Raw genomic sequence first — 23,189 nt, 5'->3', positions numbered from 1 at the left:
AAGGCGTCTGCATCGTTCATATCCACGGACGGAAGAGTTGCACCACGGCTGCACGCCGCGCGGGCCGCTGCGCGCGGAGGCGCCGCTGCGCAAGCGGCAACCAGAGGAAATATGGGACTGCAGGAACTCAGCATCGGCATGCCGCCGCCCGCGCTCAAGCTTTCCGGGACGGCGCTGTTCCTCGACCTGGACGGCACCCTGGCGCAGATCGCGGCCAGGCCGCAGGACGTCGTGCCCGACCCACGACGCACCAGCCTGCTGGAGCGACTGGCGATCGCGCTGGATGGGCGCCTCGCGGTGATCAGCGGCCGGGCTCTGGCCGATGTCGATCGCATCCTGGAGGGGCGCGTGGCCGCGGTCGCCGCGGTCCACGGCCTGGTGCGGCGCGACGCCGACGGACGCATCCACGCCGCCGCGGTTCATCCCGGGCTGTTGATGGCCCGCAGCGGGTTCGAACGGTTCGCGGCGCGTGACGCGGGTCTGATCGTCGAGGACAAGGGCCCGAGCGTCGCCCTCCATTTTCGCCAGGCTCCGGCGCTGGCGCAAGCCGCGGGCGTGCTGGCGGGTGAGTTGGCGGCGGCCACGGGCCTGATGCGCCAGGATGGCCACATGGTGGTGGAGCTGCGCACCCCAGGCCCCGATAAGGGCGATGCGCTGGCCGCGTTCCTGAAGAGCGCGCCGTTTGCCGGCGCCCAGCCGGTGTTCGTCGGCGACGACCAGACAGACGAGGACGGTTTCGTGGGCGCGGAGGTCGCGGGCGGCTTCGGCGTGCTGGTGGGACCTGAGCGGCGCAGCCACGCCCGCTGGCGGCTGGACGACGTGGACGCGGCGCTGGCTTGGCTGGAGGCCTCGCTGTGAGCCGGCTGATCGTGGTGTCCAACCGGGTGAATCCGCCCACGGGCAAGGGCGACGAGAGCGTCGGCGGCCTGGCCATGGCGCTTTCGGCGGCGCTTCGCCAATACTCGGGCCTGTGGTTCGGCTGGAGCGGGCGCACCGTGCCGGCCTTCACCGGCGAGCTCAGCATCGAGGAATTCGACGGGGTGACGGCGGCCACCGTTGATCTCGAGGAGACCGACTTCAACGAGTACTACAACGGCTACGCCAACAAGACGCTGTGGCCGTTGTTCCACTACCGGATGGATCTGACCGCCTACGACCGTTCGTACGGCGAGGGCTATGAGCGGGTGAACCGGCGGTTCGCCGAAACCCTGCGGCCGCTGATCGCGCCGGACGACCTGATCTGGGTGCATGACTACCACCTGATCCCGCTGGCGCGCGAGCTACGGGCGCTGGGGGTGCGCAACCGCATCGGCTTCTTCCTGCACGTGCCCTGGCCGGCCTATCAGGTGATCGCCACCCTGCCGGGCCACCGGCAACTGGTGCAGGCGATGTTCGACTACGACCTGGTCGGGTTCCAGACCCACGAGTATCTGCAGGCGTTCGAGGAATATGTGCTGACCGAGGCCGCCGGTGAGCGGATCGCGCCCGACAAGCTGCGCGCCTTCGGCCACACGCTCAGCGTCGGCGAGTTCCCGATCGGCATCGACGCCAAGGACTTCGCCCAGATGGTCCGCGGCCCGCGCGCCCGGCGGATGCGCGACATCATGACCGCCTCCACCGTGTTCAAGCAGATGATCATCGGCGTCGACCGGCTGGACTATTCCAAGGGCCTGGAGGAGCGCTTCTTAGGTTTCGAGCGGCTGCTGGCGGACAATCCCGACCTGCGGCGCGAGGTGCTGATGCTGCAGATCGCGCCGGTGTCGCGCGAGGGTGTCGACACATATCAGGAGATCCGCGCCCGGCTGGACGCCCTGTCAGGTCGGATCAACGGCGAGTTCGCCGACGTCGACTGGAACCCGGTGCGCTACGTCAACCGCAACTACCGGCGCGACGACCTAGCCGGCATCTATGGCGCAGCGAGCGTCGGGCTGGTGACGCCGTTGCGCGACGGGATGAACCTGGTGGCCAAGGAGTTCGTCGCCGCCCAGGACCCGCAGGACCCCGGCGTGCTGGTGCTCTCGCGCTTCGCCGGCGCGGCGACCCAGTTGAAGGAGGCGCTGCTGGTCAACCCCAACAGCCCCGAGGAGATCGCCGATGCGCTGAAGCGAGCCCTGTCGATGGGGCTGGCGGAGCGAATCCGCCGCTGGCGCGCTCTGTTCGAGAACGTCCAGGGCGAGGACGTGGAGGGCTGGCGCGACGCCTTCGTCACCGCGCTGGCCGACGACGACGCGCAGTCCAAGGCCGCCCTGGCGGGCTGAGGCGTCCCTAAGGGGTTGGGGCAGATGGCGCTCGACAAGCTCGCTCGCTACCGGTCGATGCGGGATTTCAACCAGACCCCGGAGCCCAGCGGCGCCGATCAGACGGCTAAGTCCGAACGCTTGCGTTTCGTGATCCAGAAGCATGCCGCAACTCGCCTGCACTACGACTTCCGGCTGGAACTGGACGGGGTGTTCAAGTCCTGGGCGGTGACCCGCGGGCCGTCGCTGGATCCGGCCGACAAGCGCCTGGCCGTGCAGACCGAAGATCACCCGCTCGACTATGGCGACTTCGAAGGCACGATCCCCGCCGGCCAGTACGGCGGCGGGACAGTGATGCTGTGGGACCGCGGCTATTGGGAGCCGGAGCCGGGGTTCGACGCCCACGCAGGGCTGGCCAAGGGCGAACTGAAGTTCATCCTCGACGGAGAACGCCTGAAAGGCGGCTTCGTCCTTATACGGATGAAGCGCCGTGAGAAGGAAAAACACGACAACTGGCTGCTGATCAAACACCACGACGGCTGGGCGGTGGACGGCGCCGCGCAAGGTCTGGTGGAGGTGGAGACCAAGTCCGTCGCCTCCGGGCGAGCGCTGGACGACATCGCCGCCGGCAAGGGCCGCGGGCCGACGCCGTTCATGACCAAGAGCGCCAAGGCGGCTGCGCCGGACGCGGTGTGGCGGTCGAACCGCGCGGAACCGGCGACGGCTGAACCGAAGACGGCGACGAAGGCGAAAGCCGCTCCGAAAGCCAAGGCGGCCTCGCCCACCCCCAAGATCGCTGCGACGCCGGGGTTCATTGAACCGGCCCTATGCAAGCTGGTGGACCGGCCGCCGCCCGGCGCGGGCTGGGGACACGAGATCAAGTTCGACGGCTACCGGCTGCAGCTTCGCGTCGAGGGCGGCAAGGCGACACTGAAGACCCGCAAGGGCCTGGACTGGACGGCGAAGTTCAAGGCCATCGCCCGCGAGGGCGCGAAACTGGCCGACGGCGTCTATGACGGCGAGGCCTGCGCCCTGGACCATGCCGGTTCGCCCGACTTCCCCGCCCTGCAGGCGGCGCTGTCGGACGGCAAGACCGACGACCTGATCTTCTTCGCCTTCGACCTGCTGTTTGCGGACGGCGAGGACCTGCGCGACCTGACCCTGCGCGAGCGCAAGCAACGTCTGGGGGCGGCGCTGGAAGGCGCGGGGACGCGCATCCGTTACGTCGACCACTTCGAGACCGCGGGCGACGCAGTGCTGCAGTCGGCCTGCCGCATGTCGCTGGAGGGCATCGTCTCGAAGCGGCTGGACGCGCCCTATCGCTCGGGCCGCCAGGACGCCTGGACCAAGTCCAAGTGCCGGGCTGGCCACGAGGTGGTGATCGGCGGTTGGACGGGCGAGGCGGGGCAACTGCGCTCGCTGCTGGTAGGCGTCCATCGCGACGGCAAGCTGATCTACACCGGCCGGGTGGGCACAGGCTTCGGCCGCGAGACGGTGGCGCGCGTGCTGCCCAAGCTGGCGCCTCTTGAAGCGCAGGCAAGTCCGTTCAGCGGACCAGGCGTGCCGCGCAAGGGCCCGGGCGTGCACTGGGCCAAGCCCGAGCTGGTGGCCGAGATCGAGTTCGCAGGCTTCACCGGCGGCGGCATGGTGCGGCAGGGATCGTTCAAGGGCCTGCGCGCCGACAAGCCGGCGGAGGAGGTCGAGGCCGAGGCGCCGGCCCATCCCGCCGAGATCGAGCTCGCCGAACCGACCCCCGGCAAGGCGCAGACCGGCTCATCCAAGACGCCGGCGAAGCGCGCCGCGCCGGCCGGCCCGCCGGTGGTGATGGGCGTCACACTGTCCAACCCCGACAAGCCGCTGTGGCCGAACTCGGCCGAGAAGGACCAGCCGGTCACCAAGCTCGACCTCGCCCGCTACTTGGAGGCGGTGGGGCCGTGGATGATGCGGCACCTGAAAGGGCGGCCGTGCTCGATCATCCGCGCGCCGGACGGGGTGGGCGGGCAACTGTTCTTCCAGCGCCACGCGGGCAAGGGCTCGTCCAGCCTGCTGGAGGAGGTGGAGGTATTCGGCGATCACAAGCCCTACCTTCAGGTCGACCGCATCGAGGGGCTGGCGGCGCTGGCCCAGATCGGGGCGCTGGAATACCACCCGTGGAACTGCCAGCCGTTCGCGCCGGAGGTCCCTGGCCGCCTGGTGTTCGACCTCGACCCCGGGCCGGACGTGACGTTCGAGACGGTGATCAAGGCCGCGCTTGAGGTGCGCGACCGCCTCGACGCCCTGGGCCTGGTCAGCTTCTGCAAGACCACGGGCGGCAAGGGTCTGCACGTGGTCACGCCGCTGAAGGCGCAGAAAGGCGCGGGCAAACCCGACTGGCCGGCGGCCAAGGCCTTCGCCCAGAAGGTGTGCACCCAGATGGCCGCCGACAGCCCCGACCGCTACGTGGTCAACATGGCCAAGAAGCTCCGCCAGGGCCGCATCTTCCTCGACTACCTGCGCAACGACCGCATGGCGACGGCGGTGGCGCCGCTGTCACCGCGCGCGCGGGAAGGGGCCACGGTGTCGATGCCGCTGACCTGGAGCCAGGTGAAGGCCGGGCTGGACCCGAGGCGCTACACCGTGCGGACCGTGCCGGGACTGCTGGCGAAGACGGAGGCCTGGGCCGATTACTGCGACGGCGAGCGGCCGCTGAGCGCGGCGATCCGGAAGCTGGGGTGAGGGTTTCATGCGCTGGGGCAGCGGGCCTTGACCAGCCTGCAGACACAGGCTCGCATCATCAATGAGCTTTAAGGCGGGGACCAGGATGGGCTGGCTTACTCAGTTCCAAACGCGGCGTGCAGCGCGGAAGATGGTGCGTCAGCTGCCGTTGGTGATGACCAGGAACTGGGGGTCATCGAAATACTACACGCCGCAACAGGTGCGTCGAGCTTTGCAGGAGACCGGCCTCCACGGGAAATTCGATTTCATCGCCCTGGCGGCGTTCCTCACACCCGACGACTACGATACCTGCCTGCCCCAAGGCGCCCATCCGGAATACGACGTTGCGAGAAATCTGTTCGAGAAGGAATTACCCGGCGGATTTACCGGTACATACTGGGCCTCCGCGATCTCGAATGATGCGGCCGCCAGCCGTTATGGAGGAGCCTGGCACTTCTAGGATTCGCATGCGACGTATCCTGGCCAGAACCACGGCGGGCATGACACCTTCTGCGGCGGAGAGAGGTTTGGATCTTCGCAGTATCTGGCGGCTGGATTCGAACATCAGGATTTTTTGGGGAGGCGAAAAACCAAGCTGAGTAGAACCTCGGCGCCTTCTAATGCACGAGGGTCGGTTTGTATTTGATCCAGGGTGAACCTCTTACTTAGCAATACGGCCGCGCGCCCAAATCCGTAGTTCCCTGGGGTTTCTGTTTGCACCGTGCAGCCGTTGAGCCCTCGCGTTGGGCTTATGCGACACAGCAGGATCGCTTTCCCCTCGACGGAATCTCGTTGCGCTACAGCCGGAAAAACATGCGCGAAGTCGCCACCGCTCGGCGTGGATCGCCACTTCAGCGACGCTGCTCTCAATGGCCCAACGTCATCTACAGGCGGCGAGGCCGGGGAAGACGCCAGCGCATCCAACACGAAGGGGACGCGAACCATTATCGCCTCGCCTGGCGGATGGCTCGAGACGGAGAAAATTCGCTTACGCTGCGCCAACGTGGTCGCGGCGACGCCGAAGTCGTAGCGAGCGGGCCGCTCCGAGATCACCTTGCAGCGCGCCAGTGCGCCGGCCGGACCGGTGTGGCACCGGATGATGGCTTCTCCATTCTGCCGAGCCTGTGCCGCTGAGGCAGGGTAGAACGGCCCGACGGGCCCAAGAGCCTCAAAGGCGCGCTCGGATGTCGGCAGCGGTGCGAACCTGACCTCTTCGATTGGCGGAACCGGCGCGGTGCTTGCGTCACCCGAGGCTGCGAGGGCCATGAGAGCCAGGATCGACATCATCCTCTTACTTCTCCCGGTCGCTCGATTCGCTTCAACCGCTTGCTCGTGTCGACCACGACCATCTCGCCCTCCGTCGGGTCTTCGCTGTCCAAGACGTAGCCGAGGTTGGCGTCGAGCTGCAGATCTCTTTGGTCTAGAGACGGCGCGCCAATCCGCCATTGGTCGCTAGAGGCCTTCCGCCGGCGGCGATTTCGTTGGAACCTGCACGTCACGTCGGGCGGCCTGACCGATCAGAGGGAGAGACGACATGACGATGTTGCGCAGTCTGTCCGCGTCGGTCGGCGCTCTGTTGCTGGTGCTGAGCGTCGCGCCTGCAGAGGCGGCTCCCGCAGCTCCCATCAAGAACGTGGTGCTCGTCCATGGCGCGTTCGCCGACGGCTCGGGCTGGCGCGGGGTCTACGACATCCTGAAGAAGGACGGCTTCAACGTCAGCATCGTCCAGAACCCGACGCTGTCGCTGGCCGGCGACGTCGCGGCGACGAACGACGTTGTGGACGCCCAGGGCGGCCCGGTCGTGCTGGTCGGGCATTCCTACGGCGGCGCGGTGATCACCGAGGCCGGTACGAACCCCAATGTAGCGGCGCTCGTCTACATCACCGCCTTCGCGCCGGACAAGGGCGAGTCGGTCAACAGCCTGATCGCCAACCCGCCGCCAGGCGCGCCGGTCCCGCCCATCCTGCCGCCGAAGAACGGCTTCCTGTCGCTGGACAAGGCCAAGTTCCCGGCCGCGTTCGCCGCCGACGTCGATCCGAAGACGGCGGCCTTCATGGCCGACTCCCAGATTGCGTGGGGCCTCGAGGCGGTCGGCGGACAGATCACCGAGCCCGCCTGGAAATCCAAGCCCAGCTGGTACCTGCAGGTCGCCGACGACAAGATGATCCCGCTGCCAGCCCAGCAGGCGATGTCCAAGCGGGCGGGATCGACCATTGTCGAGGTCCCGGGCAGCCATGCGATCTATGTATCCAACCCCAAGGCGGTCGCCGCGATCATCGAAAAGGCGGCCAGTGGCGTCAAATAAGGCTCCGAAGGCCCGATGGCGCAGTTTGCAGCAGATTGAGCGAGGCTGATGGCGAAGCTGGTGTTCGGCATGAACCAGTCGTTGGACGGCTACGTCGACCACACGGCGTTTGCGCCCGACGCGGCGGTGTTTCGTCACTGGATCGAGCAGGTGCGCGACCTGGCCGGCAGCATCTACGGCCGGCGGATGTACGAGATCATGCGCTACTGGGATGAGGACGATCCCGCGTGGGACCCGGAGCGGCGTGAGTTCGCGACGGCGTGGCGAAAGCAACCGAAATGGGTCGTCTCGCGCACGCTGAAGTCCGTCGGCCCCAACGCCACCCTGGTCGACGGCGACCTGGAGGCGGCGGTCCGCGGGCTGAAGGCCCGACTGGACGGAGAGATCGCCGTCTCCGGGCCGGACCTGGCGCGGACCATGACCGACCTTGGTCTGATCGACGAGTACCGGCTCTACATGCACCCGGTGGTGCTGGGCGGCGGCGCGCCCTTCTTCGCCGGGGCCCGTCCGCCGCTCCGGTTGGCGGCGAACGAGGTGATCGGCGACGACGTGATCAGGCTCACCTACGTCCCGACCTGATCGCGCGGCGGTGAACCGGCTCGCGACGACCGGCGTTCAGACCCGGACCCGACATGGAGGAAGACGATGGCTGGCAAGATGACCAACTGTCTTTGGTTCGACAATGGCGAGGCGCGCAAGGCGGCGGAGTTCTACGCCAGCGTCTTTCCTGACAGCCATGTGGGCTCGGCGATGGCGGCGCCGGGCGACTACCCCGACGGCCAGAAGGGCGCGGAGTTGACGGTGGAGTTCACCGTGCTGGGCGCGCCGTTCATGGGGCTGAACGGCGGTCCCGCGTTCAAGCCGAACGAGTCGGTGTCCTTCGTGGTCGAGACGCAGGACCAGGCTGAAACCGACCGTTACTGGGACGCCATCGTCGGCAATGGCGGCGCAGAGAGCGAGTGCGGCTGGTGCAAGGACCGCTGGGGCTTCTCCTGGCAGATCACGCCGCGACAGCTCCTCGAGGGCATCACCGATCCTGACCCGGCGGTGGCCAAGCGGGTGTTCGAGGCGATGATGACCATGGGCAGGATCGACGTGGCGAAGATCGAGGCCGCGCGCCGCGGCTGACCGGGGCAAGGCGGCTTTGGGGCGACGATCCAGCTCGCCGGCGTGACCCTCACTGCTCAGGCGCGGGCGCGCTCAGGCCCTGACGTTCTGGCGCTTGACCATCTCGCCGATCCACAGCGGGGCGAAGGGCGAGGTGCATCCCGGCGGCGTCGGATAGTCGCGGTAGACGCCCAGGGTTTCCCCGATGGCCAACGCGCGAACCCGGTGCGCGGCGTGGTGGATGCCGATGTTGGCCAGCGCCATGTTCATCGTCCACTGCGGCTGCGGTGCGGCGCCGGCAAGCTCGCGCTCGATCCTGTCCAGCAGGGCCGCCAGGTCGAGGTCGCCGGCGTCCTTCGCGATCCGTTCGGCGGTCAGGCTCCAACCGGCGCGCGCGGCGATCGGGTGGTCGCTCTCCATCCACTGGCGGCGCAGGGCCTCCTTTTCGGGATGTACCTTGACCACGTAGGCGTTGAGCCAGTCGCAGGCCTGGATCACCGCGTTCGAACGCACCAGTCCGTCGAGGTCGGTGGGCGAAAGCGCCTTGGGTTTCATCCACAGGATGGCCAGCAGCCGCGCGTCGAGGTTGCCGGTCTCCCATAGGGCCATGGCGAGGTCGTGATCGCCCTTGGCCTGTTTGGCGAGCGCGCGGATGTCGCCCAGCTTGACGCCGAACTGCCGCGCGTCGGCGCCGTTGCGGATGTCGAGCTTGCGGACCTTCTCGTTCCCGAGGGCCTCGAGTTTCGCCAGCGCCTCAGTGACGGTCATCAGCTCGCTCCGCTTTGGCCGCAATAGAGGCAAAGAGGTCGCCGTCCCGCAAGCTCACGGGAGGGCGGCCTCTTGGTTTCGGCGGCGTGGTTCAGGCTGGCGCCAGCGCTGGCTTGCGGCCACGTCGCCACGCGCCCCAAAGGAACACCGCCGCGCCCGCCCAGATGAACGAGAATGATGCGCCCCGTAGCGCCGTGAAGGCTTCGCCCTGCGCGAGGCCCATGAAGAAGGTGATCGACGGCGCGATGAACTGCAGGAAGCCGATCGCCGACAGGGGGATGCGCCGCGCGGCCCAGGAGAACATCACCAGCGACAGGGCAGTGATCAGGCCGGAGAACAGCAGGGCGAACGTGACGCCGTTGTCGCCCAGGAAGTGGCCGGCGCCCGATTGCTCGACGTTGACGACGTAGATCAGGCCGATCGCGCCGATGATCAGGCACTCGATGAACAGGCCGGTCTGGGCGTCCGCGGCGACCCGCTTGCGGACCAGGCCATAGCTGCTGAAGCTCAGCGCCAGCAGGATCGAGAAGATCGGCAGGTGGCCTAGCGCCATCGTTTGCAGGGCGATGCCGATCACCGCCAGTCCGATCGCGACGAGGGACCAGCGGTCCAGGCGCTCGCGCAGCAGCAGCGCGCCCGAGGCGATGTTGAACAGCGGGGTGATGAAGTAGCCGAGGCTGGTGTCTAGGACTCGGCCGGTGTTCACGGCGATGATGAACACCACCCAGTTCACGCTGATCAGGAACGCCGACAGAGCCAGCATGCCCAGCACCTTGGGCTGACGCAGGACCGCGGCCACCTGCGACTGCTGGCGCGCCAGCAGCACGAACACGCCAGCGGCGGGGATCGCCCACAGCGTGCGGTGGGCGAGGATCTCCCACGGGCCGACGTGGCCGCGGCTCAGGTACTGGAAGAGAAGGGGCAGAAGGCCCCAGATGACGTAACAGCCCGCCCCGACCGCCAGCGCCGTGCGCTGGTCGTCGCCGGCCGCTTTCTGCTGAGCGGTCACGTGCGCATCCCCCGGTCCTCGTTCGACATCTCGGCGTCCTCTTCAGATTGCATGCGGGCAGGGTGGAGAGACGCGGGGGCGCCGACACTCCGGCCCTTGCTTTCAAATTCCGAAGGCGATGCGAATTCGAAAGCAAGGCGCGGAGTTCGGGACTGGAGACCGTCGACGATGGTCGCTCGTCAACAGACGAAGGGCCCTGGTCATGAACATGCAGACCCCCTCCCGCGACGCATTGCGGTTCGGCTACCGCGACACCGAACTGGGAACCATCCTGGTGGCCGCCAGCGCCCGCGGCGTCGCAGCGATCTTCATGGGCGGCGACCGCACCCGGTTGTCGCGTGACCTGAAGGCGGCCTTCCCCGGCTCGAACCTGACCCAGGACCAGGATGGGATGGCGCAGATCATCTCTAAGGCCGCTGCGCTGGTCGAGGCCCCGCACCTGGGGACCGACCTGCCGCTCGACCTGCGCGGATCGGACTTGCAACGGGCGGTGTGGACGGCGCTGCAGGCGATCCCGTCGGGCGAGACGCGCAGCTATGGCGCCATCGCCAGAACGCTGCCCGTGGCGGCCACCGCCCAGGAGGTTGGCGCCGCGTGTGCGGCCAACACGATCGCCGTCGCCATCCCGTGCCATCGGGTGGTGAAGGCCGACGGCTCGATCTCCGGTTACCGCTGGGGCGTGGAGCGCAAGCGTCGGCTGATCAACCTCGAGGCCGTGGCGTGATGCCGTTCTCAGCTTGCGGTCACGCTCCGAGGCCTGCGAAACGCTCCGCCGGCCTTATATGGAGTTTGAAAGCAAGCGACGGAGTTTCGAGGCCGCGACGGCGGTCCAGCATGGCGTCATACTCTTCTAAGGAGGCTTCAATGCTTGCCCATACGACCGCCGATGACGCCCGCTGGGCCAGCGTGGTCGCCAAGGACCGCGAGGCCGACGGCCAGTTCTTCTATTCCGTGCGCACCACGGGGATCTTTTGCCGTCCCTCGTGCCCGTCCAAGGCGGCGAGACGCGAGAACGTCGCCTACCACGACACCGCCGAGGCCGCGCAGGCGCAAGGGTTCCGCCCTTGCGAGCGCTGCCGGCCCACCGGCGCGTCGCAGGACGAACGCCACGCCGCGACCATCGCGCTGGCCTGCCGCGCCATCGAGGCGGCCGAGACCCCGCCGAACCTCGAGGACCTGGCCCAAGCCGCGGGCATGAGCCGCTTTCACTTCCACCGGGTGTTCAAGTCGGTCACCGGCGTGACCCCCAAGGCCTACGCCGACGCCCACCGCAGCCGGCGGGTGCGTGAGGAGCTGGGCCGCTCCGACACCGTGACCCAGGCGATCTATGACGCCGGCTTCAACTCAGGCGGCCGCTTCTACGAACAGTCGGCGGGGTTGCTGGGTATGACGCCAACCCGTTACCGCAAGGGCGGGGAGCGCACCGCGATCCGCTTCGCCATCGGTGAGACTTCGCTGGGCGCGATCCTGGTGGCGGCGACCGACCAGGGCGTCTGCTGCATCCTGTTGGGCGACGATCCCGATGCGCTCGCCCGCGACCTGCAAGACCGCTTCCCGCGCGCCGAGCTGATCGGGGCGGACGACGATTTCGAGGGCCTGGTGGCCCAGGTGGTCGGCCTGGTCGAGGCGCCGGGCCTGGGCGTCGACCTGCCGCTGGACATCCGCGGCACCGCCTTCCAGCAGCGGGTGTGGGCGGCGTTGCGCGAGATCCGGGCCGGCGAGACAGTGAGCTACGCCGATGTCGCGGCGCGGATCGGCCGACCGAAGGCCGTGCGCGCGGTGGCCCAGGCCTGCGCGGCGAACAAGCTGGCGGTGGCGATCCCCTGTCACCGGGTGGTGCGCAATGACGGCGCGCTCTCGGGCTACGCCTGGGGCGTCGAGCGCAAGCGCGCACTGTTGGACCGCGAACGGGCGGCGGCCTGAGCGGCGCGGGAACCGCGTCGCCGGCGCAGGGGTTTTCTCACCTTGCTTGCTCTCGGAGATCCCGGATGGAAACCCAGGAACTGCATCGCGGCCGGTTGGTCGATCACATCCAGCTCGTCGTGAAGGACCTCGGCGCGACCCGGCGCTTCTACGGAGCGGTGCTGGACGTCCTGGGCGTGCCGATCGGCGGCGAGGCGGACGACTATTTCTGGGTCGACGAACTGTTCGTATCGTCGGCCGGCAGCGCGGCGGCGCAGGGCAAGCTGACCGGGCGCCATCACCTGGCGTTCCAGGCGGCCGACCGGGCCACGGTCGACGCCTTCCACGCGGCCGCGATCAAGCACGGCGGAGCCGACAACGGCGCGCCGGGCGAGCGGCCGTACCACCCCGGCTACTATGCGGCCTTCGTGCTGGACCCCGACGGCAACAACATCGAGGCCGTCTATCACGGCGAGGCGAAGCGCTCCGCGCCCAGCGTGACGATCACCTTCTGAGGATCGACCGGACGGCGCGAACCCGCGCCGGCCGGTCGACCTCAGCGCTTCATACATCGCCGCCGGTCAGGTCGAGACGGTGACCTTCAGGTAGGCGGCCGGGATTTCCGTGCGATCGGCGTCCCCGCGGTTCTGGCTCTCGAACAACTGCTCGAGTTCCGCTTGCAGGTCCGCTCGCCGTCCATCCCGCTCGGCGGCTTCGAAGGCGTTCATGGTCGGCCCGTAGTAGTCGCGAAACAGACCCAGGAACGCGGCCGGCGCGCCGGGGTAGCGGAAGGTGTAGGTCGCGCGCTCGCATTGGATGCGCTCGGCCGCCACGCCTGCTGCACCGAAGCGCTCGCGGACATTGGCCTCGACACCCCAAGTCACCGGACTGATGAACCCCTCTGGCGGCGGGGGCGTGTAGGCGGCGCTGATCTTAAGAATGCTGGCCACCAGCGTCGGGTCGCCCGGGATCCAGTTGCCCATGACGATGCGCCCGCCCGGCCGCGTCACGCGGACCATCTCGCGCGCCACGTCGAAAGGCCGCGGGGCGAACATCGCGCCGAAGATGCTGACCACCAGATCGACGCTCTGGTCGGCGATCACGTCCAGGCTGGCGGCGTCGCCCTCTTGGAAGCAGAGGTTCGTCAGACCCTCGGCCCGGGCCCGCGCCTGGCCGGCCGCTACCAGGTTCGAGGCGATGTCCACGCCCCTGACCTTCGCGCCGCGACGGGCGCTCGGCACGGCGGTGGTGCCGTCGCCGCAGCCCAGGTCGAGGACGTCCATGCCAGGGCGGACATCCAGGCCTGCGATCAGTTCGTCGCCGCTCTCACGCATGGTGGCGGCCAGTCGGGTGAAGTCGCCCTTTTCCCACAGGGCCTTGTTCGCGTTCATGTCAGATGCTCCTTGAAACGTTGGCGCGTCTGATACCTCCGGCGCCGGGCGGCGAGATATGGCCGCGCAGCCGGAATGATTGACCAGAACGCCGGGCGCTCGCCTAGGCGTCCGCCGCGTGCGCGACCCGGGCAAGATCGGTCTCCGCATCGACCCGGCGCTTCCAGGCGGCGGGGGGTTCGCCGTACTCCCGCTTAAAGGCGCGGTTGAAGGCGGCTTCGGAGCTGAAGCCGATGTCGGGGGCGATGGCCGCGGCGGCTCCGTCGCCGTCCAGAAGCCGGCTCACCGCCACCTGCATGCGCCAGCGGGCGCAGTAGCGCATCGGCGGTTCACCCAGCAGCCGTCCGAAGCGCTCGCCCAGCACGGTGCGCGATACGCCCGCCTCCCGCGCCAGGGTGTCCACGTCCAGGTCGTCGGCGTAGCGCGCGTGAATCACCGAGAGCGCACGGGCCACCGCCGGATCCCGCAGTCCGGCGAGCCAGCCGCCCTGGCCCTCTCCGAAGCTGTCGGCATAGCGCCGCGCGGCCTGGGCGAAGAACAGCTCGGAGATCTTCGCCACCATGGCGGGACTAGAGCTCCAGTCTCTGGCCGCGACGCTGAGCGAACTGGCGATCCAGTCGGCCGCGTAGTCGTCGCGCTTGACCAGCAGCAACGGCGGAAGCGCGTCGAGCAGGGGATGGGCCCCGTTGATCACCCCTAGCCAGCCGCAGAACAGCGACGCCTCCTCGCCGCCGAAATCCATGGCGATGGCGTTGAGCGCGCCGCCGGCGCCCGGAGTGACGTACTGGGCGATATCGGTCGGGGTTTGGCCTGGGCGCGTGAACAGGTGGTGGACGTCGTTGCGCGGGAACATGACCATCGACCCCTCGCGCAGCTCGACGACCTCCTGGCCGGGGATCTGGGTGTAGAGCACGCCCTTGCGGACATAGTGGTAGGAGATGATCCGCCCTGGCACCGGGAAGTAGGGCGCACAATCCTCCGGGCGGAACTGCGAAACCAGGCACCAGTCGCCGTGCGTCACGGCGTCGAAAACGACGCCGCCGCTAAAGCGCAACGAGGCGAGGATGTCGTCCAGCACATGCACGGGTGTGCGCTCACGCCCAGCGGTTGGTCGCGCCGATGATGAAGCGTGGCCTTAGGCCTGACAAGTCACGACACCCTGAGGCGACTACGCCTCTGTGTGCAGGCTCAGGGTCTCTGGCAGTACGCCGTCGGCGTCCATGGCGGCTGCGGCGGCCGGGGTCTGCAGGGCGGCCAAGACGGCGTCGAGGTCGGCGACGTCCATGATCAAGGCGACCTGGGTCGGATCGCCCGGGTTCGCGAAGGTGCGGATGTTGGTCACGCCGAGCGGGCCGAAGAATTCCTGGCGCTTGCGCGAAGCGAGCCAGTGGGCCTGGTCCTTGACCTTGTGGGTGACGACGACGGTGGGCATGGGCGGTTCCCTCAAATGACGCCGAGGCGGAGTCTTGGCGATTCCACCTCGGCAGATCAGTGCACGACGGTGACCGGGTCTGGCAGGTCGTTGCGCCAGATGTCGCCGATCTCCGGCGTCGCGGGCAGGATGCGGGCTTGGTGGTCGTCGGGCAACTGGGCGTGGTCGTAGCAGAACTTGAAGTCGTACCGGCGGGCGGCGGCGCCTTGAGCTGAACCGAAGATATCGCGGACTTTCCTGCTGAGGTCGCCGAGGGAACGGCGCAGGCAGAGCCCTCAGGCCCGTTTGCGAGCCGGACGTCTGGGGGCCGGTTTGGCTGGAGCGGCAGGCTTGGCGGCGGCGCGTTTGGCGGGCGCGCGGCGTTCGCCGCCCTGGCCCAGGCTGCGCTTCAGCGCCTCCATGAGGTCGACGACCTCGGCCTCCTTGGGCGCTTCCGGCGCGGTGACCTTGGCGCCCTTCTCCTTTTCCTTCAGCAGCGCGCGCAGGGCCTCCTCGTAGCGGTCTTTGAACTGGCTGGGGTCGAAGGGGCCTTCCTGCTGGTCGATGATCTTGGCGGCGATCTCGACCATCTGGGCGCTGGGCTTGGCGTCGGGGATGGAGGCGAACACCTCGGCCGGGTCCTTGACCTCGCGGTTGCTGCGGATCGTGTAGGCGAGGATGCCGCGGTCACGAGGCTCCAGCGCCATCAGCCGCTCGCGCTGGTGCATGACCAGCCGGCCCAGGGCGACCTTGCCGGCCTTCTTCATCGCCTCTCGGATCACGGTGAAGGCTTCCACCGCCATCTCGCCGTCGGGGACCAGGTAGTAGGGGTCGTTCCAGTAGAGGCGGTCGATGTCGGCCTCGTCGACGAAGCGCTCGATGTCCAGGCTACGGGTGGTCTCCAGCCGGACGTTCTTGATCTCCTCGTCGGTGACGACGACGTAGTGGCCCTTCTCGATCTCGTAGCCCTTGACGATGTCGGAGCGCTCGACCGGACCTTCCTTGGGATCTGTGGGGATCATCCGGATGCGGTTGTGGGTCTCCTTGTGCAGCATGTTGAAGTGCACTTCGCCGGCCCGCGATGTGGCGGTGTAGAGCGCCACCGGGCAGCTCACCAGGGAGAGGCGCAGGTATCCCTGCCAGGTCGGACGCGTGGCCATGGCCGTTCTCCCCATTCGATCAGACGCTTGAAAGGACTCTGGAAACGCCTGGCCGGAGGATTCGGTTCTCAAGCTTCGCGGGGGCCTTGACTCTCAGGGTGTGATGCAGAACAAAATAGGAACGAAAGGAGTCCGAATTTCCATGTCCGATTTTCGCGCCGGCCGCCTCGACGCCGTGCGGGCGAAGGTCGCCGCCCTTGAGGCAGGGGGACGGGGAGATTGCGGCTCGCTGCCGTTCGGCGACGCGCGGATCGATGCGCGCCTGCCGGGCGGCGGCCTGCCTCTGGGCCGCTGGCATGAGGTGACGGGAGAAGGGATGGAGGCCGAGACCGCCGCCGCGCCCGCCGCCTTCGCCGCCCTGCTGGCCGCCCCGTTGGTCCGGCGCGGCTGGGCGGTGTGGGTGCTGCGACGCGACGACCTGCATGCGCCGGGGCTGGAGGGTCTGGGGTTTCCGCCCGAGCGGCTGATCCAGGTCTGCGCCCGCGATGACGCCGAGGCGCTGGGGGTGATGGAGGACGCGCTGGCTTCCACTGGGGTCGCGGTAGTGCTGGGCGAGGTGGGGGCGGTGGACTTGACGGCGGGCCGGAGGCTGCAGCTGGCCTGCGAGAAGGCGGCGGCCACCGGACTGGTGATCCGCCGCAATCCGTTCGGGGCGGGGAGCGGCGGCAAGGCCCACGGCTCGGCCGCGGTCGCCCGCTGGCGGGTCGCGGCGGCGCCGAGCGCGCCTGAAGCCAATCTTTATGGCGAGGTCGTCGGCCTGGGCGCGCCGCGCTGGCGGGTGGAGCTGGAGTACTGCCGCGGCGGCCGGCCCGGGGCCTGGTTGTTCGAGCGACGGCCGTTTGAGGAAGACATCGATGGGACGCATCCTTTGCGCCTGGTCGCCGAACTGGGCGATCGACAACTGGCGCCGCCGCAACCCGTCCGCGCCGCAGGATAGGCCGTTCGCCCTGGTGGAGACCGCCCGTGGCGTGCGTCGGCTGGCGGCGGTGGACGAGGCCGCCCGCGCGCTCGGTCTATTCGCCGGTCAGAAGGCCGCCGACGCCGCGGCCCTGGTCCCCGAACTCGACAGCGCCGAGGCTGAGCCCGCCGCCGACCTGGCCGCCCTGGAGGCGCTGGCCGACTGGTGCGTGCGATTCTCCCCGGCCGTGGCGCCCGATGCGCCGGACGGCCTGCTCCTCGACGTGGAGGGCGTGTCGCACCTGTGGGGCGGGGAGGGCGCGCTGATGGCCGACTTTCGCCACAGGCTGGGGCAGGGCGGGATCGGCGTCAGGTTGGCGCTCGCCGACACCCCCGGCGCGGCCTGGGCGCTGGCGCACCATGGCGTGGATGGGACGATCGCGGCCGTAGGTGAGCAGGCGCCGCTGCTGGCCCCGCTGCCGCCGGCGGCGCTGCGCCTGGAGCCGCAGGCCGCCGCCCAGATCGAGCGGCTGGGGCTGAAGCGCCTGGGTCAGTTGATGAAGATTCCCCGCGCGCCTCTGGGCCGCCGGTTTGGGGCCGCCACCCTGATGCGCCTGGACCAGGCGCTGGGCCGCGCGCGCGAGGCGCTGGCCTTTCGCCGTCCGGCGACCCCTTGGTTCGCGCGGCTGGCTTTCGCCGAGCCGATCAGCGCGCCTGAGGACATGGGACGGGTCAGCCGCGACATCCTGGAGGCGCTTTGCGCGCGACTGGACGACGCCGGCCAGGGCGCGCGGCGCTTCGAGATGGCCTTCCATCGGGTTGACGGACAGGCGCCTTCCTTAAGCGTCGGCCTGGCGTTCCCCGGGCGCGACGCGAGACGCCTCGCAAGGCTGTTCGCGCCGAAGCTGGAGACGGTCGATCCGGGCTTCGGGATCGAGGTGGTGACCCTGAGCGCCCTGGACGTAGAGCCGCTGGCGGGCCGGCAGACGTCGTTGCGCCAGAGTCCCTCCAGATCGTCATCCTCGGGCTTGTCCCGGGGATCCATGCACACGGGAGACGCGGAAGGGACCTCGGCGTTGCTGCGTTTCCCCGGCGCCTCGGTGTTCATGGATCCCCGGGACAAGCCCGAGGATGACGGCCGAAAGGATGAGGTGTTCCAGTGGGACCTCATCGACGAGGCGGAGCTGGCGCCGCTGGTCGACCGGCTGGCCAACCGGCTGGGCGAGGAGCGGGTATGGAAATCGGCAGCCTTCGAAAGCCACGTGCCGGAACTGGCGTCGATACGCGCCCCGCCGCTGGCCGGCGCACCCCACGGCGGCTGGGACCCTGACCTGCCCAGGCCGCTTCGGCTGTTCCGCCGTCCCGAGGCGATCGAGGTCACCGCGCCGGTGCCCGACGACCCGCCGATCCAGTTCCGCTGGCGAGGCCGGGTGCACCGGGTGAGCCGTTCGGAAGGGCCGGAGCGGATCGCCGAAGAATGGTGGAAGGCCGCGCTCTCCGCCGCCTCTCCCGCCCATGTGCGCGACTACTACCGGGTGGAGGACCAGGAAGGCGGCCGCTTCTGGGTGTTCCGCGCCGGACTCTACGAAGCCGGCCAGCCCGCCCGCTGGTGGCTGCACGGCCTGTTCGGATAGGAGTCCAAATGAAACCCAAGATCAGCCTCATCACCTTCGGCGCGCGCGACCTGGAACGGATGCTCTCCTTTTACCGGGACGGCCTGGGCTTTCCACTGCACAACTATTCGCCCGGCGATGACATGATCATGTTTCGCCTGGAGGGGACCTGGCTGGGACTCTATCCGCGCGATGCGCTGGCGCAGGACGCCACCATACCGACCGAAGGCTCCGGATTCAGCGGTGTGGCGCTCGCCCACAACGCGCCTTCCAAGATTGATGTCGATCGCGTTTTCGCCCAGGCGCTCGCCGCCGGGGCGGCGTCGGTCAAGATTCCCCAGGACGTCTTCTGGGGCGGCTATTCCGGCTATTTCGCCGATCCCGAGGGAAACCTCTGGGAGGTCGCCTTCAATCCTTTCACCGACCTGACCTGATCCATGGCCGCCTACGCCGAACTGCAGGCCGCCACCAACTTCTCGTTCCTGAGGGGGGCCTCGCATCCGTGGGAGCTGGTGACCACCGCCGAGGCCCTGGGGATCTCGGCCATCGGGATCACCGACCGCAACAGCCTGGCCGGCGTGGTGCGCGCCTGGTCGGCGATGAACGACCTGCGCTCAGGCGGGGCCAAGGTGCGGGCGCTGACCGGCTGCCGGTTGGACTTCGCCGACGGATCGCCCAGCCTGCTCTGCTATCCGTCCGACCGCGAGGCCTACGGGCGGTTGACCCGGTTGCTGACCGTGGGCCAGCGGCGGGCGAAGAAGGGCGGGTGCGAGCTCGCCTGGGCCGATTTCCTGGATCACGCGGAGGGGCAGCTCTGCCTAGCGGTTCCGCCCGCCCGATTGGACGAGGACTTCGCGGCGCGGCTGGCGCGCATCGCCGGCGAGCTTAACGGGAACGTCTGGCTTGCGGCGGCGCGGGGCTACGGCGCGCGCGACGTGCAGCGGCTGTCGCGGCTGGCGGGACTGGCGGCCTCCAGCGGCGCGCCGATGGCGGCGACCGGCGACGTGCTCTACCACGCGCCCGATCGGCGACCGCTGCAGGACGTGCTGACCTGCATCCGCGAGAACTGCACGATCACCGAGGCGGGGCTTCGGCTGGAGGCCAACGCCGAACGGCGCCTGAAGCCTCCGCACGAGATGGCGCGGCTGTTCGCGCGTTTCCCGGGCGCGGTGGAGCGCGGGCTGGAGATCGTCGAGCGCATCGGCTTCGACCTGTCGCAGCTCTCCTACGAATATCCCGACGAACCCGTCCCGCCCGGCAAGACCGCCATCCAGCACCTACACGACCTGGCCTGGGAGGGCGCGGGCTGGCGCTATCCGAACGGCCCGCCTGGCAAGGTCCGAGACCTGCTGAACAAGGAACTGGCGCTGATCGAGAAGTTGGATTTCCCCAACTATTTCCTGACCGTCCACGACATCGTCCGCTGGGCGCGCAAGCAGGACATCCTGTGCCAGGGCCGGGGGTCGGCGGCCAATTCCTGCGTCTGCTTCTGCCTAGGGATCACCTCGGTGGACCCGACCAAGGAGGACCAGGACCTGCTGTTCTCGCGGTTCATCTCGGAGAAGCGGGGCGAGCCGCCGGACATCGACGTCGACTTCGAGCACGAGCGGCGCGAGGAGGTGATGCAGTATGTGTTCGACCGCTACGGGCGCCATCGTGCGGCGATCGTCGCCACCGTGATCCATTACCGCCCGCGCATGGCGATCCGCCAGGTGGGCAAGGCGCTGGGGCTGACCGAGGACGTCACCGCGGCGCTGGCGGGCACGGTGTGGGGCAGCTATGGGGACAGCGTGCCGGACGGCCATATCCGCCAGGCGGGCCTCGACCCCGACAATGAGCAGATCCGCCGCGCCTGCACGCTCGCCCAGGAGCTTTTGGGGTTTCCCCGGCACCTGTCGCAGCACGTCGGCGGTTTCGTGCTGACCCAGCGGCGGCTGGACGAGACCGTCCCGATCGGCAACGCGGCCATGGCCGACCGCACCTTCATCGAATGGGACAAGGACGACATCGACGCGCTGGGCCTGATGAAGGTCGACGTGCTGGCATTGGGCATGTTGAGCGCGCTGAAGCGCAGCTTCGCCATGCTGCCGCCGCTGGACGACGGAACGCAGATCCGGGAGATCGCCGACGTCCCGCAGATGGTCCCGCAGGTCTACGATATGCTCTGCCACGCGGACTCGGTGGGCGTCTTCCAGGTGGAGAGCCGGGCGCAGATGTCGATGCTGCCCAGGCTGAAGCCTGCCAAGTTCTACGACTTGGTGATCGAGGTGGCGATCGTGCGGCCAGGCCCGATCCAGGGCGACATGGTGCACCCCTACCTGCGCCGCCGCGAAGGCAAGGAGCCGGTGGACTATCCGCGGCCGGCGGCGGAATTCCCCCAGGACGAGCTGGAAGGCATCCTCAAGAAGACCCTTGGGGTGCCGCTGTTCCAGGAGCAGGCGATGCGCATCGCCATCGAGGCGGCGCAGTTTTCGGACAACGACGCCGATGGCCTGCGCCGCTCCATGGCCACCTTCCGCCACCTGGGCACGGTGGGTGAATACGGGGTGAGGTTCGTCGAGGGGATGGTCGCGCGCGGCTACGATCCCGAGTTCGCGGACCGCTGCTACAAGCAGATCGAGGGGTTCGGCTCTTATGGCTTCCCCGAGAGCCACGCGATCAGCTTCGCCCTGCTGGTCTATGCGTCGGCCTGGGTGAAGTGGCGCTGGCCGGACGCCTTCTGCGCGGCGCTGCTGAACAGCCAGCCGATGGGTTTCTACCAGCCGGCGCAACTGGTCCGCGACGCACGCGAGCATGGGGTGGAGGTGCGCGGGCCCGACGTGCTGGCCAGCGACTGGGACTGCACGCTGGAGCCGCCGACGCATGCGCATGCGAAGGGCTGGCGCGCGGTGCGGCTGGGCCTGCGGCAGATCAAGGGATTGAACCAGGAGGAGGCCAAGGCCCTGGTGAGCGCGCGCGAAGAGGGCGTGCGCGACCTCAACGCCCTGGCCCGGCGCGCGAAGCTGTCCAAACGTGCGCTGGAGCTCCTGGCCGAGGCCGACGCGTTCCGCTCCCTGGGGCTGGATCGCCGCCAGGCCCTTTGGGCGGTGAAGGGCATGGCGGGCGAGGCGCGGATCGAGAGCGACGCCCCCCTGCTGGCCGCCATGGGGGTGTCGGAAGAGGCGGTGGCCCTGCCGCTGATGAACCTGCCGCAGCATGTGGCCGAGGACTACCGCACCACCAGCCTGTCGCTGCAGGCCCACCCGTGCAGCTTCTTCCGCGAGGACCTTGTGCGCATGGGGGCGGTCCCGGCGCAGGCGCTGAAGACGCTCAAGGACCGCCGCAGGATCACCGTCGGCGGGCTGGTGCTGGTGCGCCAGCGGCCGGGTACGGCCAAGGGCGTGGTGTTCCTGACCCTGGAAGACGAGACGGGCGTGGCCAACATCGTCGTGTGGCGCGACGCCTTCGAGCGGCATCGCCGGCTGGTGATGACCTCGGCCTTCCTGGTGGTGCACGGCCGGCTGCAGCGCGAGGGCGAGGTGGTCCACCTGGTCGCCGAACGCTTCGAGGACCTGTCGCAGCGACTGAGCGAACTGCGCCGCGAGGACGACGCGGCCCCGGTGACGGTGCGTTCCAAGGTCAGCGGCCGCCTGATCCGCAGCCGCGATTTCCACTGATTGGCGCCCGCTTCGCTCCTCCCCCGTTCACGGGGGGAGGAGCTTGAACGGTCCTAGAACCGCAGGGTGCGGGCTTCCTTGACGTGGGGGAGGCTCTGGATGCGGGAGAGCAGGTCCTCGCTGGGCTCCTGGTCGACGCCGACCAAGGCGATGGCGTCTTCTCCGGCGGAAACGCGACCCAGGTTGAAGGTGGCGATGTTGACGCCCGCGTCGGCGAGAATGGCGCCCAGGTTGCCGATGAAGCCCGGCTTATCCAGGTTGTTGACATAGAGCATGGTCGGGCCGAACGGCGCGTCCAGATCCATGTCCTTCACCTCGACCACCCGCGGCGTGCCGGCCAGCACGGAGCCTGCGAATGAGCGGCGGCCCTTCTCAGTGGTGACGGTGATGCGCATCAGGCTCTCGTAGATCGGCGACTCGTCCTGGGTAGATTCCGAGACAGTGATGCCACGTTCCTTGGCCACCGCCGGCGCGGAGACCATGTTGATCTCGGCCAGCATGGGCCGCATCACGCCGGCCAGCGACGCGGCGGTCAGCGGCTTGGTGTTGAGTTTCGCGATCTCGCCCTCGTAGGCGATGTCGATGGACTTAACGCCGAAGTCGACCATCTGGCCGGCGAAGGCGCCGAGCTTTTCGGCGAGCGCGATGAAGGGGGCCAGACGCGGGGCTTCCTCGGCCGTGACCGAGGGGCTGTTCAGCGCGTTGGAGACCGCGCCGGTGAGCAGGTAGTCGCTCATCTGCTCTGCGACCTGCAGGGCGACGTTCTCCTGGGCCTCGTTGGTGGAGGCGCCCAGGTGCGGGGTGGCGATGAAGTTCTCGGCCCCGAACAGCACGTTGTCCTTGGCCGGTTCCTCGACGAACACGTCGAAGGCCGCGCCGCCCACATGGCCGCTGTCGAGCAGGGCGCGCAGGGCCTTCTCGTCGACCAGACCGCCGCGGGCGCAGTTGATGATCATCACGCCCTTCTTGGTCTTGCCCAGGTTCTCGGCCGACAGGATGTTGCGGGTCTTGTCGGTGAGCGGGGTGTGCAGGGTGATGG

22 protein-coding genes are annotated in these 23,189 nt (G+C 68.7%); 14 read left to right on the top strand and 8 right to left on the bottom strand.

All coding sequences use genetic code 11. The annotated features are described in order from the left end of the window. The first annotated feature begins 111 nt into the window (after positions 1 to 111). The 4 genes from otsB to Q8R27_RS00540 all read left to right on the top strand — a co-directional run bounded on the left by otsB (position 112) and on the right by Q8R27_RS00540 (position 5,391). Complete coding sequence (gene otsB / locus Q8R27_RS00555; RefSeq protein ID WP_305697181.1) at positions 112 to 858, top strand: trehalose-phosphatase; 747 nt, start codon at positions 112 to 114, stop codon at positions 856 to 858. After that, on the top strand, positions 855 to 2,258 hold the full coding sequence (locus Q8R27_RS00550; RefSeq protein ID WP_305697180.1) for a trehalose-6-phosphate synthase: 1,404 nt from the start codon (positions 855 to 857) through the stop codon (positions 2,256 to 2,258). Before otsB ends, Q8R27_RS00550 begins: the two co-directional genes overlap by 4 nt. Before the next feature lie 24 nt (positions 2,259 to 2,282). Further along, entirely contained in the window at positions 2,283 to 4,952 is a 2,670-nt protein-coding gene (ligD, locus tag Q8R27_RS00545; protein ID WP_305697179.1) for a DNA ligase D, read from the top strand. Positions 4,953 to 5,013: 61 nt separating this feature from the next. Further along, positions 5,014 to 5,391 (top strand): DUF6559 family protein, encoded by a 378-nt coding sequence (locus Q8R27_RS00540; protein WP_371134627.1) that lies wholly within the window; start codon positions 5,014 to 5,016, stop codon positions 5,389 to 5,391. Positions 5,392 to 5,495: 104 nt separating this feature from the next. Here Q8R27_RS00540 and Q8R27_RS00535 read toward each other — a convergent pair whose 3' ends face one another. After that, a complete protein-coding gene (locus tag Q8R27_RS00535; RefSeq protein ID WP_305697177.1) occupies positions 5,496 to 6,218 on the bottom strand; it encodes an energy transducer TonB in 723 nt (240 codons plus the stop codon). A gap of 247 nt (positions 6,219 to 6,465) precedes the next feature. Between Q8R27_RS00535 and Q8R27_RS00530 the strand changes: the two genes are divergently transcribed. From Q8R27_RS00530 to Q8R27_RS00520, 3 genes are all read left to right on the top strand, one after another. Further along, entirely contained in the window at positions 6,466 to 7,236 is a 771-nt protein-coding gene (locus tag Q8R27_RS00530) for an alpha/beta fold hydrolase (RefSeq protein ID WP_305697176.1), read from the top strand. A 48-nt stretch (positions 7,237 to 7,284) separates the two neighbouring features. Beyond that, complete coding sequence (locus Q8R27_RS00525; RefSeq protein WP_305697175.1) at positions 7,285 to 7,815, top strand: dihydrofolate reductase family protein; 531 nt, start codon at positions 7,285 to 7,287, stop codon at positions 7,813 to 7,815. A 66-nt stretch (positions 7,816 to 7,881) separates the two neighbouring features. Then, entirely contained in the window at positions 7,882 to 8,364 is a 483-nt protein-coding gene (locus Q8R27_RS00520) for a VOC family protein (protein WP_305697174.1), read from the top strand. 72 nt (positions 8,365 to 8,436) lie between these two features. On the opposite strand, the gene Q8R27_RS00515 is transcribed toward Q8R27_RS00520, so the two are convergent. Together Q8R27_RS00515 and rarD are read right to left on the bottom strand one after the other, a co-directional pair. Then, positions 8,437 to 9,111 carry a DNA alkylation repair protein gene (locus Q8R27_RS00515; RefSeq protein WP_305697173.1) on the bottom strand — a complete coding sequence of 225 codons (675 nt, stop codon included), beginning with the start codon at positions 9,109 to 9,111 and terminating at the stop codon, positions 8,437 to 8,439. A 91-nt stretch (positions 9,112 to 9,202) separates the two neighbouring features. Beyond that, positions 9,203 to 10,120, bottom strand: a complete 918-nt coding sequence (gene rarD, locus Q8R27_RS00510) for an EamA family transporter RarD (protein ID WP_305697172.1) — start codon at positions 10,118 to 10,120, stop codon at positions 9,203 to 9,205. A 202-nt stretch (positions 10,121 to 10,322) separates the two neighbouring features. Here rarD and Q8R27_RS00505 point away from each other — a divergent pair, with 202 nt between their 5' ends. The 3 genes from Q8R27_RS00505 to Q8R27_RS00495 all read left to right on the top strand — a co-directional run bounded on the left by Q8R27_RS00505 (position 10,323) and on the right by Q8R27_RS00495 (position 12,537). Next, positions 10,323 to 10,844 (top strand): methylated-DNA--[protein]-cysteine S-methyltransferase, encoded by a 522-nt coding sequence (locus Q8R27_RS00505; protein ID WP_305697171.1) that lies wholly within the window; start codon positions 10,323 to 10,325, stop codon positions 10,842 to 10,844. 140 nt (positions 10,845 to 10,984) lie between these two features. Beyond that, a complete protein-coding gene (gene ada, locus Q8R27_RS00500; RefSeq protein WP_305697170.1) occupies positions 10,985 to 12,043 on the top strand; it encodes a bifunctional DNA-binding transcriptional regulator/O6-methylguanine-DNA methyltransferase Ada in 1,059 nt (352 codons plus the stop codon). A 65-nt stretch (positions 12,044 to 12,108) separates the two neighbouring features. After that, positions 12,109 to 12,537, top strand: coding sequence for a VOC family protein (locus Q8R27_RS00495; protein ID WP_305697169.1), 429 nt, complete (start codon positions 12,109 to 12,111; stop codon positions 12,535 to 12,537). A 66-nt stretch (positions 12,538 to 12,603) separates the two neighbouring features. On the opposite strand, the gene Q8R27_RS00490 is transcribed toward Q8R27_RS00495, so the two are convergent. The 4 genes from Q8R27_RS00490 to Q8R27_RS00475 all read right to left on the bottom strand — a co-directional run bounded on the left by Q8R27_RS00490 (position 12,604) and on the right by Q8R27_RS00475 (position 15,984). Then, on the bottom strand, positions 12,604 to 13,413 hold the full coding sequence (locus Q8R27_RS00490; RefSeq protein WP_305697168.1) for a class I SAM-dependent methyltransferase: 810 nt from the start codon (positions 13,411 to 13,413) through the stop codon (positions 12,604 to 12,606). A 103-nt stretch (positions 13,414 to 13,516) separates the two neighbouring features. Next, positions 13,517 to 14,497, bottom strand: a complete 981-nt coding sequence (locus Q8R27_RS00485) for an AraC family transcriptional regulator (RefSeq protein WP_305697167.1) — start codon at positions 14,495 to 14,497, stop codon at positions 13,517 to 13,519. Between the two features lie 84 nt (positions 14,498 to 14,581). Continuing rightward, positions 14,582 to 14,845 (bottom strand): hypothetical protein, encoded by a 264-nt coding sequence (locus Q8R27_RS00480; protein WP_305697166.1) that lies wholly within the window; start codon positions 14,843 to 14,845, stop codon positions 14,582 to 14,584. Between the two features lie 275 nt (positions 14,846 to 15,120). Continuing rightward, positions 15,121 to 15,984, bottom strand: a complete 864-nt coding sequence (locus tag Q8R27_RS00475) for a Ku protein (RefSeq protein WP_305697165.1) — start codon at positions 15,982 to 15,984, stop codon at positions 15,121 to 15,123. 142 nt (positions 15,985 to 16,126) lie between these two features. On the opposite strand from Q8R27_RS00475, the gene Q8R27_RS00470 reads away from it, so the two are divergent. Genes Q8R27_RS00470 through Q8R27_RS00455 form a run of 4 tightly spaced genes read left to right on the top strand, consistent with a single transcriptional unit; the run spans position 16,127 to position 22,150 of the window. Beyond that, positions 16,127 to 16,921, top strand: coding sequence for an ImuA family protein (locus Q8R27_RS00470; protein ID WP_305697164.1), 795 nt, complete (start codon positions 16,127 to 16,129; stop codon positions 16,919 to 16,921). Continuing rightward, complete coding sequence (locus Q8R27_RS00465) at positions 16,839 to 18,515, top strand: DUF6504 family protein (protein WP_305697163.1); 1,677 nt, start codon at positions 16,839 to 16,841, stop codon at positions 18,513 to 18,515. Before Q8R27_RS00470 ends, Q8R27_RS00465 begins: the two co-directional genes overlap by 83 nt. An 8-nt stretch (positions 18,516 to 18,523) precedes the next feature. After that, entirely contained in the window at positions 18,524 to 18,928 is a 405-nt protein-coding gene (locus Q8R27_RS00460; RefSeq protein WP_305697162.1) for a VOC family protein, read from the top strand. Between the two features lie 3 nt (positions 18,929 to 18,931). Continuing rightward, positions 18,932 to 22,150: an error-prone DNA polymerase gene (locus Q8R27_RS00455; protein WP_305697161.1), complete on the top strand. Its 3,219-nt coding sequence runs from the start codon at positions 18,932 to 18,934 to the stop codon at positions 22,148 to 22,150. Between the two features lie 53 nt (positions 22,151 to 22,203). Here Q8R27_RS00455 and Q8R27_RS00450 read toward each other — a convergent pair. Continuing rightward, on the bottom strand, positions 22,204 to 23,189 hold a 986-nt coding region (locus Q8R27_RS00450), incomplete at its 5' end, for an NAD(P)-dependent oxidoreductase (RefSeq protein WP_305697160.1).

The sequence above is a fragment of the Phenylobacterium sp. genome, from assembly GCF_030697305.1.
In the GTDB taxonomy this organism is placed as follows: Bacteria; Pseudomonadota; Alphaproteobacteria; order Caulobacterales; family Caulobacteraceae; genus Phenylobacterium.
This window is presented reverse-complemented; position numbering and strand designations above follow the sequence as displayed.